This window comes from Streptomyces sp. GL_140, from assembly GCF_057834465.1.
In genome coordinates, this window is record NZ_CM174404.1 from 3,681,051 (window position 1) to 3,694,994 (window position 13,944).

Sequence of the window (13,944 nt, forward strand, 5' to 3'; positions counted from 1 at the left end):
CCCGGCGCACCTCTTGGAGCTCTTTCATGACCACAACGGCCATAAGGCCCCGCGCCCGCTCGCAGGTTTCCATCTGGGAGGCCGCGCACGCCGCCGATGCACGCCGGCCCCGGTCGGTACAGACCCAGCTGGGGGCGTCGGACACGATCTGCATGCGGCGGGCCGGCTACATCCTGGCGGGCACTGCCCGGACCAACACCCCCGACAAGAAGACCGCGATCCTCGGCACGTACATCCACACGGGCCTACTGGAGGACGCGCGGCGTGAGTACGGGTGGCTGGTGGAGCGGACGGTCCAGGACGACACGATCCGCGGGCACATCGACGTCGTGCAGCTGGACGCGGCGACCGCCGGGCGCCTGCCGAAGCGGCACCGGCCGAGGGTTGCCGCCGCGGAACTGACGGTCGAGGACGTGAAGACGAAGTCGGGCCGGATCTGGGACCGGGTGGTGCGGTTCGGGCCGACGGCCGCCGAGATGCGGCAGGTCCTGCTGTACGCGAGCCTGCTGTGCACGGTGGGCTTCGCGGACATCCCCGGTCAGCGGTACCTGCACCGGCTCGGGCCGGTACAGGTCGAGCGGATCCGCTTCCGGTTCGTCAACCGGGACACGGGCGAGGAGCACGTCGAGGAGTTCCCGTTCGACCAGTGGTTGGCGGCGGAGGCGCGCTGGTGGGTGGACCGGGTGATCGAGGCCCCGGCTCCGGAGGAGCTGCGCCGTGACCATGACGGGCCTCAGCTGTCCGCGATCTGCGACAACTGCGCGTTCCTCTCCGCGTGCTGGCCCGACGCGGCCCCGGGGACTCCAGCGCAGACCCTGCTCATTCACGACGACGAGGACCGGGCGAAGGCCCTGGACCGCTACGTCCGTGCCCGCGAGCGCGGCAGGGAGGCGGAGAAGGTGAAGAAGCTCGTCCGCGCGATGGTCGACGACTCGCCGGAGGGCAACTACGGGCCCAACCATCTCGGGTGGGAGGGCGGCAAGGACAAGGAAGAGGCCGACGTCGAGGCGATGGTCGGCGCGTTCGAGGACGCCGACCTTGCCGTGCCCATGGTCCCCGACCAGGAGGCGATGGTCCGGATCATGCGCCGCGCCGGCATGACGGTGCCGATGCGCAAGGCGCCGGGCAAGAAGTCGCCCCGGTCGATCAAGGTCTCCAAGGCCCGTCCGGCCGCCTGATGGCACCCCTGGCTGCCTCGCGCGTGCGGGGCGGCCGATGACCCCAACGCACCCAGCTACACCGCTCATATGCCCTTGGAGGCTCCCCGTGACCATTCTTCGCCGCCACCTCAGCACCGGGTACACCGTGCTGCCGACGGCCACGCTCGAGGATGCGCGGTTGAGTTTCCGGGCCCGGGGCATCCTGGCGTACCTGCTGGCCAAGCCGGACTCTTGGAAGGTTGCCGCCGATCGGATCTCGAAGGCTGGCAAGGAGGGCATCGAGGCGGTCAGGACGGCGCTGCGGGAGTTGCGGGATGCCGGGTACTACCGGGTGGTGACCGAGCGCCTGGCGGACGGCACGTTCCATCGGGTCACCGAGGTCTACGACCAGGCGCAGGAGTGGGCCGCGGAGGAGTTCCGGGAGGCGGAGCAGCGGCGGGCGGCACGCCGGCGGAAGGCCGGGGGCCCTGCTCCGGCGGGGCCGAGTCCGGCCGGGCCGGGGGCTGGGGGCGAGGTCGGCACCGAAACCGGGTTTTCGGGGTTCGGTTCCCCGGGGTCTGGTTCTTCGGCCGCTGGTTCGCCCGGGGTTATAGGTAGTAACCAGAGCAAGTACTCAAAGAAGAACCCCCCAACCCCCGCAGCTGGCGCTGCTGGGGAGCCCGCTGCCGCAGCAGAAGAGACCCCGGCAGCGCCGCAGGAGCCGGGGCGGTGCTCGGCGCATCCGGAGGGCGGGGGGCGGTCCTGCCGTGGCTGCGGGACGAGCCCTCGTCAGCAGCGGGCGGATGAGGAGCGGGCGAAGAAGGAGGCTGCTCGTGCGCGGGAGCGGGCCCGGGACGAGAAGGTGCTGAACGAAGTCCGTTCCGACGGGGCGCCGTTGTCGTCGGTGGCCAGGGATGCGATCGCGGAGATCCGTGTGCGGTCGCGGGCAGCGAAGGAGGCCTCGGCTTCGGTGAACCCCCGGAACAAGAAATAGGCCACGATCTTTCTGTATCCTGACGCCGTCGCCTGATTGACACCCCTACCCCGCATAGTAGAATTTAGATAACGCGGGAGGGGCCCGCGATACCTCTTGGAGAGAACGCATGAACCAGCCTCAGATCAGCCAGGGCCGCGCCACCGTGGCACCGGAGTACCTGGTGGACGCCCTGACCCGCTCTTGGGAGATCCACGTCAAGAGCTCCACCCGGCGGCCGACGATCCACCTCTACGTCGACCACTTCCAGGTCACAGCACAGAAGCAGCAGGGGGCGCAGGGGTGGACGCTGGTCTCCGTGCAGGAGTTCACCGACCGCCGGCCCCGACTCGGACTGTCGATGACCGCGATGCCCTGGCAGGTCAGTTTCGCACTGACGGCCGTGCTTGAGCAGGTACGGGAGCAGGAGTTCGCCGATTCCCGCCTGCTCCAGTACGCCTGACCTTTCAACCGCGTGTAGTGGCCTAAAAATAGGCCACTACACATCACTTGGAGTAGTTTCATGAAGCCTCCCGTCGCCGCCCCGGCTGTCGGCACGGCGCTCACCGGTGACGACATCCGGATGGCAGTCCGGGACTTCTTCACTCCGGCACAGCTCGCCGCGTTCGTGGACCTGCCGTACAACTACCAGCGCGCCCAGTGGGGTGAGCAGCAGCTCCTGGACCCCGGCCGGCGGCTACGGATGCGCCGCGTGCCCGGCGAGCCGGAGGCGGGAGCCCTGTGCACCTGGACCCGGGCGCCGCGCGGCTTCACCTACGAGGTCGAGGCGCCCGCGGGGATCAGGTCGGGCCTCGTGGCCTGGGTCGACGTCTCCGAGCTGATCGACCAGCGCCTGACTCCCGTGCGCTACGGAGCACTGCGCCAGGCCGTGGACGACGAGGCAGCGCACGAGCGGGCCTACCACCGCGGGCCGGTCCCCTTCCGGGACGCGGAGGTGTGGCGGGCCCTCGCCTACCAGCCGTGGTCGCGCACCGCCGCCCGCCTGGCCCTGAGGGCGTCGGCGGCCAGGGAGGCCATTACGCCCGCGCCGCACCCCCAGCCCGCCCTGTTCTGACCCACCCGCCCCGCCCGCCCGCCGAGAAGGTGCCAGCCGTGATCAATTCGACCGCCACGACGTCCTGGATGGAACTGGCGCCGTGCGTCGGCGTCGAGGAGTTCGTCTTCGACCCTCCCGCCACCCGCAAGTCCGCCAAGGAGCTGGGCGAGCTCACCGAGCCCCTGGTGCGCACCTGCTTGGGCTGCCCGGTACTGGCCGAGTGCTACGACCGGGTTCGGCCGCAGGGATCGCAGTTCGATGGCGTGTGCTCCGCGCGGGTGTGGATCAACGGAAGGGTCGTCGCCTCGGCGGCGTCGGCGCCGGCGCTCCCGAAGGGGCTGCCCTCGCGGGCCGGCGTGTGCGGGGAGAGCAGCGGCGTCAAGGGGCACCGGCGCAACGGCGAGCCGCTCTGCGGGCAGTGCCGCGTCACAGCGCAGCGTGCAGAGTCCCGCGCGGCGGGGGCCGCCACGATCCGCAAGCGGGGCGCACTCAGCGCCCGCAAGGTAGCGCCAGCCGCAGCCTAGCGTCGACACATCGGGCCTGTGACCTGCGGCTTTGTGTTGACACCCTCTCTAGAGATAGTAGAATTCAGATATAAGGAGGGGGGAAGCCCCGTCCGAAGACCAGCCGGAAGGAAACCCGTGAACAGCATCCCGATCCCCGACCCGATCGCCGTCCTGCACGTCGCCCACAACTACGCCATCACCGAGCAGCAGGCGGAAATCGCGCTCACCTGGGCCTCGGTCAACATGGCGGTCCAGTGGGCGGAGTTCGCCGTGGCCGCCGGGCTGGACGAAGCCGACGGCGAGGCGATGAGCCGCTGGAGCCAGCAGTTCCCGACCATCCGCATCGAGGTGCTCGACGAAGCAGTCGCGGGCCCCGGCACCCGTCCTGAACCCGGTCGATCGGCTGCTGGCCGAGGTCCGCCGCGCTCCTGCCCCGGCCCTGTGCCGCCCGGCGAGCCCGATGCGCACCAACCGCAGCCGCGTCCGTATCCGCTGAGCGCACCTCTCCCCGGCCCGCCCCGCCACCGGGGCGGGCCGCGCCATGCCGCCACCCGCCACACCACCTGGAGACCCCGATGGGCGCCATCACCTTCTTCGACGTCGTCACCGGAGACGACGTAGCCAAGGCCTTCATGAAGACCCGCAACGAAGCCCTGCACGAGCACGGCTCCGGGGGCTGTAGCGGTTCCATCGCCGAGAAGGACCACTACGTCGTCATCGATGACGTCCGCCGCTCCGAGGCCTACGCCATCGGCTGGGCGATGGAACTCATCTCCGCCAACGACCCCCGCATCGACGACAAGTGGGGACCGGCGGGAGCTCTGCCGGTCACCACGTCCAGCGCCGAGAACGGCTGGCTGTTCTTCGGCTGGGCCAACGACTGAACCCCTCGGCGCGCCCGCACGGGCGCGCCGCCCACACCTCTCGGACTCGGAAGAACCACATGTCCTTCAAGCACCTGCCGCTCCTCGGGACGGCGGAGATCATCGCAACGCTGAACCTGAGCAACGCGCAGACCCAGAGCGCCGCCTCCCTGGCGCACACCGTCGCCCGCCGCGCCTGGTCACGCCGGCCGGGCCGCAAGCACGGCCAGGACTACGAGGAGTTCGCCGCCGCGATACCGGCCTGCAGCTGGCTGACGATGTTCGAAGTCGGCGCGCTCCTCCAGCTCGGCCGTCGGTGCGAGGCCGAAAACCTGATGGCCGCGGCCCGCCTCGTACACCCGTCCCGCGCACGCGGCGGCGCCCGCCGATGATCCTCACCCCGCTGGGCCACCGAAGGGCCAGCTCGCCGACACCACGCCCGTCACTCCCGGAATCGAGTAGCCCCATGACCGCCGTACTCCTTGAACAGCTCCGCAACACGGCCCGGAACCTGGCAGCCAGCCCGCACCCCAACGCCCACCGGCTGCTCGCCGAGGTTCCGCAGATGCGGATGGCCTGGTGGGGGCTGTCCCCGGAGGATCGCCAGACCGTCCTGCTCCTGATCAGCTGGTCGGCCCGTTCCGCCGAAATCATGCAGGACGGCACCGATGAGTCCCTTCTCGCGGACGCCCTGACCTCCGCCGCACGGGCCTGGGCCGCAGCCAACCCGGACGGAAGCGCCGAGGACTTCGTAGAGACGAAGCACGAGGCCATGTTCCTGGCTCATCTCCTCGCCTTCGGCCCCGACCTCGAGGTCTCCCACCAGCTGTCCCTGGCGATGACCGCACTCATCCCCTTCGATCAGTGACCGGCGCGATGCCTGCGGGCCGCCCGCACCTACAACCCCGGATGGAGCCAGAGATGTTCGACCTCTACGTGACCCGCACCGCCTTGATCACGGCCGCTACGCTCCTGCGCGTACCCGCCGAACGCCGTACGCCTCTTGAGCTCGCGAAGGACGGCGGGCTGCTGGAGCTGTGGCAGCACGCCGGGCCGGAGACGCGCCGGACGCTGCTCCTCCAGGCAGCGTGGGAGGCCCGCGGTGCGTTCCTCGGTGAGGCCGAGGACGATGCCCTGCGCTACGCCTCATACCTGGCAGAGGCCGCGGACGCAGCAGCTCGGGCCGGCATGACCGAGCGGGCCCACTTCGCGCACCACATTGGCCCGCACTTCCTGGTCGCCCAGTCACTCGCCTTCGACCGGGACGACTTGGAGATATCGCTCGTCGCAACCCTGACCCTCGCGGTCCACATGTCCGACGGGTGGCCAGTATGAACGCCGGGTCCCGCGTGTGGCTGCGCCAAGAGGACGGTGAGAACGTCCGTGACCAGGCCGGGGACACCGTGGCCTTCTTCGTGACCGAGGTCCAGACCCACCACTGGGGAACTCTGTGCGAGCTCGCCGCGGACGACCCCGTCATCCACATCCTCTACGCCGGCTGGCACCCCGTCGGCCGACTCACCCAGATCCGATCGGAAGGAACTTCATCGTGACCATCACGATCTCTCATACACGCCGCGAAGGGCGTGCTCCTCAGTGGTTCTCGGAAGGGAGACGGCATCTTCGAGATCGTCAGGCCCCACGGCTTCTGGTTCTCCCGTTCCCTCGGCAGCCTCTACATCCGCCACTCCCGGGACAAGGAGGCCGACACCTGGCGCATCAACGGCGCGGCCGCCGCGCTCCGCGAGGCCGGTCACGAGGTCACGGTCGAGATCGACGAGGACACGCGGCGCACCTTCAAGGAGGCCGAGGCCGACCGCGAGGACCGCGCCGATGAACGCGCCGACAGGTTCGGTGACCGCGCGGACCGCGCCAGCCTCTCCGCTGAAGCCCGACTCGATGCGGCCCGCCAGATCGCAAGGCGGATCCCATTCGGCCAGCCCATCCCCGTCGGCTACTCCGGGGAGGGTCCCGCCCGCCGGGACGCTGCGCGGATCGACAGCAACATGCGGGCCGGGATAGCCGAGGCCGACCGGGCCGGCTACTGGGCCGACCGCACCCGGGCGGCCGAGAGTTTCAAGGCGCACCGGAACAACCCGCAGCGCACCCTGCGGCGGCTGGAGAAGCTGCGTGCCGACCTGCGCCAGCAGGCTCGGCACCACACGGAAGCCGCCGAGAAGGGGTGGGACTCGGGCGACCGGCACTCCCGGTACGTCCGGGACCTGAAGGAGGAGATCGCCCACTGGGAAGAGGTGATCGAGAAGGCGAAGGCCGACGGGGTGAAGCTCTGGGAGCCCGACGACTTCGCGCCCGGTGACTTCGTGCTCTACCTCAACTCCTGGTACGAGGTGAAGAGGGTCAACCCGAAGACCCTGTCGGTCGCCTGGAACTTGCGGCTGGCCCCCAAGCGGGTGATGACCTTGGAGGACGCCACGTTCGACGGCGGTCGGGTCGGGTCGCATTCGGCGGACTACACGCAGGTGCGGGGGCGATGCCCAGGCGAGGCGATGCGCGCCTTCCTCGCGGACGGCGTGGTGCCGGGCACGAAGTCCGCCCGCGAAGCCTCGGAGGCGGCCCCGGCCGGCCTCATCCGCGAGGCGCAGGCGGCGGCGAAGGCGAAGAAGCCGAAGCAGCGCAGTGGCCCGGCGGCCCCGAAGCGGATCAAGCTCGAATGCAGGCCGGGTTCGCGCGTGGGGACGGTCACGTGGCTCAACGGCCGTGGCCAGCCGCACAAGGATCATCCGCCGGTGACCATCCCGGGACCGGTGGACCCGGCGTGCATCGCACCCGAGTGGTCGGGAACGCTGCAATCCCAGATCGCCGAGCTGCTGATCGAGCACGGATACGCCTTCCGGAGCAGTTGGGCCGTCTACCGGGGCGGCGGCATCGTGCGGGCCATCGAGCCCGCCCCGGCGGCCGCGGAGCAGCCGGTCACGTAGGGGGCTGCCCGGTGGGTTGAGCTGGCTTGACCCTCACCCCATGCATAGTAGAATTCCGATATAAGGCAAGGGGGTGGCCCTTCAACCACCCCCTCGCCGCCCTCCATACATCCACTCCGGGGAGACGCGCATGCCCGATACCGACTACCTGAACGCCCACCTCTTCGAACTCCCGCCCAGCCCGCGCAACGTGACCTCCGCCGCGCTGGCCCTTGCCCGTATCGACGCCCTGGGATGGGCCCCGCTGGGGGGATACCCAGGGTCCGACGTGAACTGGCCCGTGGCATGCATGCTGTGCGGCTGGCAGGGCGTCCGCTTCTACAGCCACCTGCGGCGAGCCCAGCCGCCGGGCAGGCACTCCGGGTGCGCCCCGAGGACCGAGTTCCCTCGCCTCCTGGAAGCCCTCACCTCGACTGACAGCGGCTCCTGCACCTGCCGCGTCCGCCACGCCACCACCGCGCAGGAGTTCTTCGCTGCCGCCCACCTGCTGCTCCTCGCCCACAACGACGGCGAGCAGGCGAAGGCCGTCGCGCTCACGGAACACCTGCTCGGCCCCTGCTCGGCCCCTGCCCGGCCACAGCCCGGCGCGGCCGTGCCGCGCTGAGGGCCTTCCCCCGCTCCTGACCCGCCCCGACCCGAGAGCAATCACATGACCCCGTACAAGATGGGCGACCGCGTGAGCGTCCTGTACCTGTCCACCACCTGCGGCACGTGGCTGGCCTACAACCGATACGTACTGGAGGTCGCGCCGGATCCGGCATACGGCCAGCGCGTGTGGGTGGAGATGCCCGGCAACTGCGCGGGCGGACCCGTCCTCGAGATGCCCGCGCACTCGGACTTCCTCAACGCGATGGAGGCAGAGCCGATCACCTCCCAGACACCTGGGCTCCTGGAGGCCAACCTGAACTGGCGTGTGGCCATGGCCGCTCCGGACTCCGAGGTCCCCTCGTGGCCCTCCGGACGCCAGGGTGAAGTGGTTCACGTGCCGGCGACCCCACGGGAGCGCAGCACCCACGCCGCCAGGGCCGTGCTACTGATGGAGCAGCTGCGCACCTGCGACCCGGCAGCGTTCCAGCGGTGGAAGACGCAGCTCGACGCGAAGATCACCCTCCTGGAGGGTGGGCGGTGAGCGGCGCCGGCCGGGACACTGCGCCGACGGGAGGCGTATGGCGCGCCCGCTTCCGCAAGCCGGACACCTCTCTGGAGTGGCGCAGCATCGTGCCCGCTCGCCGCATGGGCGCCCGCGGCTGGGCGCGCTCGGAGGCGGCGGCGCCGCACGACGCCGCGAGCACGACCTCGCCCGGCGACGACTGGCCGCAGGCGCAGCTGTACGAGCTGACGTACGTGCCGGTCCTCCGCTCGAAGGAGAGGGCGGTTGCGTGGGCGGCCCTGCGGGAGGTCGGTGCGGTATCAGCCTTCCAAGGCTGGACCTCCGGCGCCGACCTCGGGCGCGGCCCCCGTGACGAGGCATGGAGGGAGCTACTGACGGACGCGCACGCGGAGTTCCGTGAGCGGCTGATCGGACACGGCGATGGCCTCCCGGAGATCATGGCCAGCCTCAACGGCTCCCCGCAGCAGTGGGAGGTCGAGGCGTACCGCGACACCTTCGGCGCGGTGAACTGGGTGGCCATGCAGGAGGACATCCACAAGGCGGCGATGTCGATGCTGCGGCAGACCCCGTACGGAATGGTCTGGGTCGACGAGGGCTGACCTGCCCGAGCCCATTTCGGGGAGGTTGACCCTCCCCTCATTCATAGTAGAATTTAGATATGGGTTGGAGGGACCCCCTTCCGGCTCCCGACCCGCCCCGCCTCCCCGGCGGGGCGGGTCGCCCCGTTTCAGCACCCCCTCACCAAGGAGAAGCCGTGTCCCTGCAACTGGATCTCTTCGCGAACGCTGAGCCCGAGCCCTCGCCGGTACCCCGAACCTTCGCGGCCAGACCGGCCCCGGCTCCGCGGCCCGCTCCCGCCGCAACCTCGGTCGCGACTCCGCCACTTCGGTCCGAGCGCAGGCCGAGGCCCGCGGGGACGCACGATCTCCACGCCAAGGCGTTCGCGCTCGGTGAGGCCGTCACCGGGGCGTGGAACCGGGCACACGGCGGCCCGGACATCGCCGTTCCGATCGGGCTCGTGGCCGCTCTCGCCCTTGTACGGCAGAAGGACTCCGCCGGACCGGACCTCAAGGCGCAGATCCTCGCCCTGAACGGCGGCGAGCTGGTCGAGATGTACCGCCAGATCTGGGCGCAGCACTGGGCACACCGGCCCGATCTCATCGAGCGGGCCCGCATCCTCCACGAGTGGCTCAACGACGGAAGGGCGGTCGACGAACACCGCATCTACGCCGTCCGGGCCGTCACGCAAGCCGCCCTGAAGGGTGGCATCCTCGATCTGACCGGGCATGCCGACCCGTACGAGCGGACCCACACCGACACCCTGTCGCACGTGATGATGCTGCTGCGCAGCAACAGCGCCCAGCAGGGCCTCGGCGAGTACCACACCCCACCGACGGTGGCCGACGGGCTGGCCGAGGTGGTGGTGTCGGTGTCGATGGAGTCGAAGAAGCCGGAGACGGGCCAGCACATCCACGACCCGGCCGGCGGGAGTGGCGGCCTGCTGCGCGCGGCCGCCCAGCGGCTTCGCCGCCTCGGCTTCGACCCGGCCGACTTCCAGTGGTCGATGGTCGACATCGACAAGATCGCCGCCGCCTGCGCGGCCGTCAACATGATCGTCTGGGGCATGGGCATGCGGGTGACCGTGGCCTGCGATGACGCTCTGGTGAACCCGCGCGCCGTCGAGGACGCCCAGGCCCAGGCCCGCGCCGTGATATCCCACCGAGACGAGATACTGGGCAAGGCCCGCATCATCGCCGGGATCCGGCGGACGCAGCAGCTGTTCGAGCAGGTCGTGGCAGCGTGAAGGCGATCAGCTTCGGTGGAGGCGCCCAAAGCATGGGGCTGATGGTCCTTGCGGCCCGCCGTCAGATCCCGCACCGCACCTTCCTCTTCGCCAACGTCGGCGCGGACAGCGAGGACCCGCGCACGCTCGACTACGTGGAGAGGGTCGCCGCCCCGTACGCCCGTGCGCACGGCCTCGACCTGCATGTCCTGGATCGGGTCGCGCGTTCGGGGCGGCGTGAGACGTTGTGGGGGCGGCTGATGCGGCCGGGCTCGCGGTCCCTGCCGATCCCCGTGCGGATGTCGAACGGGGCCCCGGGCACTCGCTCGTGCACCAAGGATTTCAAGATCTCGGTGACGGGCAGGTGGCTGCGCGAGCGCGGCGCCGGCCCGGGTACGCCCGCGGAGGTGGGGATCGGGATCTCCCTGGACGAGATCAGCCGGGCTTCGAACCGGCACGTCGAGAAGTACGAGCGGATCACCTACCCCCTGCTGGACCTGCGGATGCGCCGGGTGGACTGCCTGTCCGTCATTGCCGACGAGGGTCTCGAACTTCCGTCGAAGTCGGCGTGCTGGTTCTGTCCGCTGAAGTCTCTGGCGGGCTGGTCGGAGCTGCTCCGGGACCGGCCGGTGCTGTTCGAGCGCGCCTGCGAGCTGGAGGAGACGCTGATCGCCCGGCGGGCCGCCCTGGATCGCGATCCGGTGTTCCTGACGCGGACCGGCCGCCCTCTGGCGGAGGCGGTGACGGCGGCGCAGGAGGAGCTGCCGATGGATGTCGGCTGCGATTCCGGCTGGTGCATGACCTAGCCACCCCACCTCTGACCTGCGGTGATGTGGTTGACACCCCCCTTACACATAGTAGAATTTAGGTATGAGCTGAGGGGGAAGCCACCAGCCACAACCAGGAGGAGCACACCGTGACCGGACCGGAGATCGCACTGCGGATCGACCTCAACGGCAACATCCGCGAGCTGGACATCGGCACCGTACACAGCCAGCAGATCCGGATCATCGGCCGCGCCCTCCTGGACAACATCCAGGCCGTCGACTTCATCCGCCAGCCCACCGCCCCCGACATCGTGATCCTGGCCCGCGCCCACCGCGACTGGCAGGAACCCAACCTCCACGCCGCCCGCGCCGTGGACGAACTCGCCGCACCGCTCCCGCACTTGATACAGGGCGAGGTCGTCTTCGCCGGATACACGGCCGCCGGGGCCCTCATCGGCCTGCCCCACGGCGCCGCCGAGACCATCCGCGCAGCCTGCCAGCCCCACTAGACCAACCACCCTTTGGAGAAGCCCACATGAGCACCGACACCGCACCCCGCCTGTCCCTCGTCGACCTCTACATCCTGGGCGACCTGATCGCCACCCGGCTCGGCGACACCTGGTCGAAGTCCGACGACACCACCGACGCCGAAGCCATCAGCTTCGACCACACCGCAGGCCACACCATCAGCGTCCGACGGCTGTGGGACGGCGTCGGCGCCCAGACCTCCCTGCACATGGAAGGCCAGCCCACCTACAACGCGGGAGCCGTCTTCAGCGACTCCGAAGCCACCAGCGACACCCTCCTCAAGGCCATCGAGAACCGCCTGCTCCCCGCCCTCGACGGCCACCGCCCCAAGCTCCAGCAGAGCGGAACCCCCCACCCGCCGCCGGACGCGGACACCGAACAGGCCCCGGCCGGCAGCGAGCCCGCGCAGGACACCCCGACCGTCGACGAGACCGCCGAACCGAGCGACCCGCCCGCCGACACCACGCCCACGGCCCCGCCCGCCGCGAAGCCCAGGAAGGCCCCCGCGGCCAAGCCGAAGAAGGCAGCCACAGCAGCGAAGCCCACCACCGTGCGCCGCACGGCCAAGGCCGCCGGGGCCCCCAGGGTCACCAAGCGCGCCACGACCCGCACGACGACCACCAGCGCCTGACAAGACCCCACCGGTGCGGGCGGCGACCCCGCCCGCACCCCCACCCGTAAGGACGAAGACCATGACCGCTACCGCGATCGAGCCCACCACCCCGACCACCATCGCCGCCTACGAAGGCCACTTCGGCTGGTACGACCCCCGCGAGCTGGTGATCGACCCCTTCAACCACCGCAAGACCCGAGGCGAGGACGACAACGGCACCGAGCCCGACCAGGCACTCATCGACTCCATCGTGGAGTTCGGCGTCAACGCCCCCCTGCTGCTGCGCCCGCAGACCGGCGCGCAGGACGGCGCCCTCGGCGTCGTCTTCGGCCAGCGCCGCATGAAGGCTGCGATCATCGCCGCCGAGCGAGCCATAGAAGCGGGACAGCCGATCCGCCTCGTGCCGGCCATCGTCCGCGAGGACCTGCGCGACGTGGACGACGAGGCCCTGGCCCTGTCCGTCATCGAGAACGTCCACCGCCGCCAGGCGACCGCCCTCGATGTCCTCGACGCCGCAGAACAGCTGTCCCTCATGCCGGTCGGCAAGCTGCGCAAGAAGCGTGCCGCCCGCGCCCTGGGCATCAAGCCCGAGGAGGTCGCCGCCGCCCCGCAGGCCGCCAAGCTCAGCGACCGCGCGCTGCGCGAAGCCAACGCCGCCGCCTTCGACCTGGTGGAGATGGCCGACTACCACTCCGTCGAGACCCTCGGGGGAGCCCTGACCACCCTCAAGGGCGCCAAGAGGAAGGACACGGAGGCAGGTGACTCCTCACGCGGCCACTGGGCACACGCCCTCGCCGAGCTCCGCCAGAAGCAGAAGGACGAGGAGGAGCGGGCCCGCCTCGTCGAGGACTTCAAGGCCCAGGGCATCCCGATCGTCGCCTGGAACGCGAACCGCGAGCACGGCACCTCGCGCCGCCTCAGCGACCTCGTCAGCGACATCGGCAACACCATGACGGCCGAACTGCACCAGGAGTGCCCCGGCCACGCGGTCGCCTTGGTCCCCGGCGACACCGAGGTGGAGTGGCTGTGCACGGACTGGAAGCGGTACGACCACGAACTCACCGACTCCGAGTCCGCAGCGGCGAAGGCCCCCAAGTCGACGCCGGAGATGCTGGAGGCCGTCCGCAGGGTGCGGCGCTACAACAAGGCGTGGAGGACGGCCCGCGACGTGCGCCGCGAGTACATCGGCCAGCTCTGCGCGGCCGGCGGCGAGGCCAACGACGCGACGTGGGTGCTGATCCTGTCCACGATCACGGGGACCTCCGCCAACTACGGCCGGGCGGCATCCCGCCCGAAGACGGATCTGATCAGCTCCTTCCTCAACATGGCGGACCCGAACGAAGGGCTCAGCCACTGGGACCGTGTGGCCAACCCGTACGGGCCGGTGATCGCCACCACGGCGAAGACGCGGCGCTGGCGCCTGCTGCTGGCCCAGGTGGCAGCGATGTTCGAGAGCGAGGTCATGCACGACGGTGCGTGGCGCCACATCGATCAGGACACGGTGACCTGGCTGTCCTTCCTCAAGGAGCAGGGCTACAAGCTGAGCGAGGTCGAGACCGAGGTCCTGGCGGAGGGCATCGAGAAGTACAAGCCCCGCCCGAAGAAGTCCAAGTAGAACCCCTCCCCCACATCCCCGGCGGCGGCCTCATCGAGGCCGCCGCCGGG

At 70.3% G+C, this 13,944-nt stretch carries 20 protein-coding genes; all 20 read left to right on the forward strand.

The features are described from left to right. The first annotated feature begins 26 nt into the window (after positions 1-26). A complete protein-coding gene (locus tag AC3IYJ_RS17000; RefSeq protein WP_489402133.1) occupies positions 27-1,178 on the forward strand; it encodes a PD-(D/E)XK nuclease family protein in 1,152 nt (383 codons plus the stop codon). 88 nt (positions 1,179-1,266) lie between these two features. Further along, entirely contained in the window at positions 1,267-2,133 is an 867-nt protein-coding gene (locus AC3IYJ_RS17005; RefSeq protein WP_489402134.1) for a hypothetical protein, read from the forward strand. A 109-nt stretch (positions 2,134-2,242) separates the two neighbouring features. Continuing rightward, positions 2,243-2,575 carry a hypothetical protein gene (locus tag AC3IYJ_RS17010; protein ID WP_489402135.1) on the forward strand — a complete coding sequence of 111 codons (333 nt, stop codon included), beginning with the start codon at positions 2,243-2,245 and terminating at the stop codon, positions 2,573-2,575. 60 nt (positions 2,576-2,635) lie between these two features. Further along, positions 2,636-3,187, forward strand: a complete 552-nt coding sequence (locus AC3IYJ_RS17015) for a hypothetical protein (RefSeq protein WP_489402136.1) — start codon at positions 2,636-2,638, stop codon at positions 3,185-3,187. A 38-nt stretch (positions 3,188-3,225) separates the two neighbouring features. Beyond that, positions 3,226-3,693, forward strand: coding sequence for a hypothetical protein (locus AC3IYJ_RS17020; protein ID WP_489402137.1), 468 nt, complete (start codon positions 3,226-3,228; stop codon positions 3,691-3,693). A 117-nt stretch (positions 3,694-3,810) separates the two neighbouring features. Then, positions 3,811-4,296: a hypothetical protein gene (locus AC3IYJ_RS17025; protein ID WP_489402138.1), complete on the forward strand. Its 486-nt coding sequence runs from the start codon at positions 3,811-3,813 to the stop codon at positions 4,294-4,296. Next, positions 4,251-4,559 (forward strand): hypothetical protein, encoded by a 309-nt coding sequence (locus AC3IYJ_RS17030; RefSeq protein WP_489402139.1) that lies wholly within the window; start codon positions 4,251-4,253, stop codon positions 4,557-4,559. The genes AC3IYJ_RS17025 and AC3IYJ_RS17030 overlap by 46 nt, the downstream gene beginning before the upstream one ends. A 59-nt stretch (positions 4,560-4,618) precedes the next feature. Next, entirely contained in the window at positions 4,619-4,930 is a 312-nt protein-coding gene (locus tag AC3IYJ_RS17035) for a hypothetical protein (RefSeq protein ID WP_489402140.1), read from the forward strand. 74 nt (positions 4,931-5,004) lie between these two features. Next, complete coding sequence (locus AC3IYJ_RS17040; protein ID WP_489402141.1) at positions 5,005-5,406, forward strand: hypothetical protein; 402 nt, start codon at positions 5,005-5,007, stop codon at positions 5,404-5,406. Positions 5,407-5,459: 53 nt separating this feature from the next. Further along, entirely contained in the window at positions 5,460-5,873 is a 414-nt protein-coding gene (locus AC3IYJ_RS17045; RefSeq protein ID WP_489402142.1) for a hypothetical protein, read from the forward strand. Then, positions 5,870-6,091 carry a hypothetical protein gene (locus AC3IYJ_RS17050; protein ID WP_489402143.1) on the forward strand — a complete coding sequence of 74 codons (222 nt, stop codon included), beginning with the start codon at positions 5,870-5,872 and terminating at the stop codon, positions 6,089-6,091. The genes AC3IYJ_RS17045 and AC3IYJ_RS17050 overlap by 4 nt, the downstream gene beginning before the upstream one ends. 33 nt (positions 6,092-6,124) lie before the next feature. Further along, positions 6,125-7,477: a DUF3560 domain-containing protein gene (locus AC3IYJ_RS17055; RefSeq protein WP_489402144.1), complete on the forward strand. Its 1,353-nt coding sequence runs from the start codon at positions 6,125-6,127 to the stop codon at positions 7,475-7,477. Positions 7,478-7,607: 130 nt separating this feature from the next. Continuing rightward, entirely contained in the window at positions 7,608-8,081 is a 474-nt protein-coding gene (locus AC3IYJ_RS17060) for a hypothetical protein (protein ID WP_489402145.1), read from the forward strand. Positions 8,082-8,126: 45 nt separating this feature from the next. Further along, complete coding sequence (locus AC3IYJ_RS17065; RefSeq protein WP_489402146.1) at positions 8,127-8,606, forward strand: hypothetical protein; 480 nt, start codon at positions 8,127-8,129, stop codon at positions 8,604-8,606. After that, on the forward strand, positions 8,603-9,187 hold the full coding sequence (locus AC3IYJ_RS17070; RefSeq protein ID WP_489402147.1) for a hypothetical protein: 585 nt from the start codon (positions 8,603-8,605) through the stop codon (positions 9,185-9,187). The genes AC3IYJ_RS17065 and AC3IYJ_RS17070 overlap by 4 nt, the downstream gene beginning before the upstream one ends. 155 nt (positions 9,188-9,342) lie before the next feature. Beyond that, positions 9,343-10,392: an N-6 DNA methylase gene (locus tag AC3IYJ_RS17075; protein WP_489402148.1), complete on the forward strand. Its 1,050-nt coding sequence runs from the start codon at positions 9,343-9,345 to the stop codon at positions 10,390-10,392. Positions 10,393-10,424: 32 nt separating this feature from the next. After that, positions 10,425-11,177 (forward strand): adenine nucleotide alpha hydrolase family protein, encoded by a 753-nt coding sequence (locus AC3IYJ_RS17080; protein WP_489402149.1) that lies wholly within the window; start codon positions 10,425-10,427, stop codon positions 11,175-11,177. Between the two features lie 110 nt (positions 11,178-11,287). Then, positions 11,288-11,647 carry a hypothetical protein gene (locus tag AC3IYJ_RS17085; RefSeq protein WP_489402150.1) on the forward strand — a complete coding sequence of 120 codons (360 nt, stop codon included), beginning with the start codon at positions 11,288-11,290 and terminating at the stop codon, positions 11,645-11,647. 26 nt (positions 11,648-11,673) lie between these two features. Then, positions 11,674-12,297: a hypothetical protein gene (locus AC3IYJ_RS17090; RefSeq protein WP_489402151.1), complete on the forward strand. Its 624-nt coding sequence runs from the start codon at positions 11,674-11,676 to the stop codon at positions 12,295-12,297. Positions 12,298-12,358: 61 nt separating this feature from the next. Further along, entirely contained in the window at positions 12,359-13,894 is a 1,536-nt protein-coding gene (locus AC3IYJ_RS17095) for a ParB/RepB/Spo0J family partition protein (protein ID WP_489402152.1), read from the forward strand. Positions 13,895-13,944: the final 50 nt, after the last annotated feature.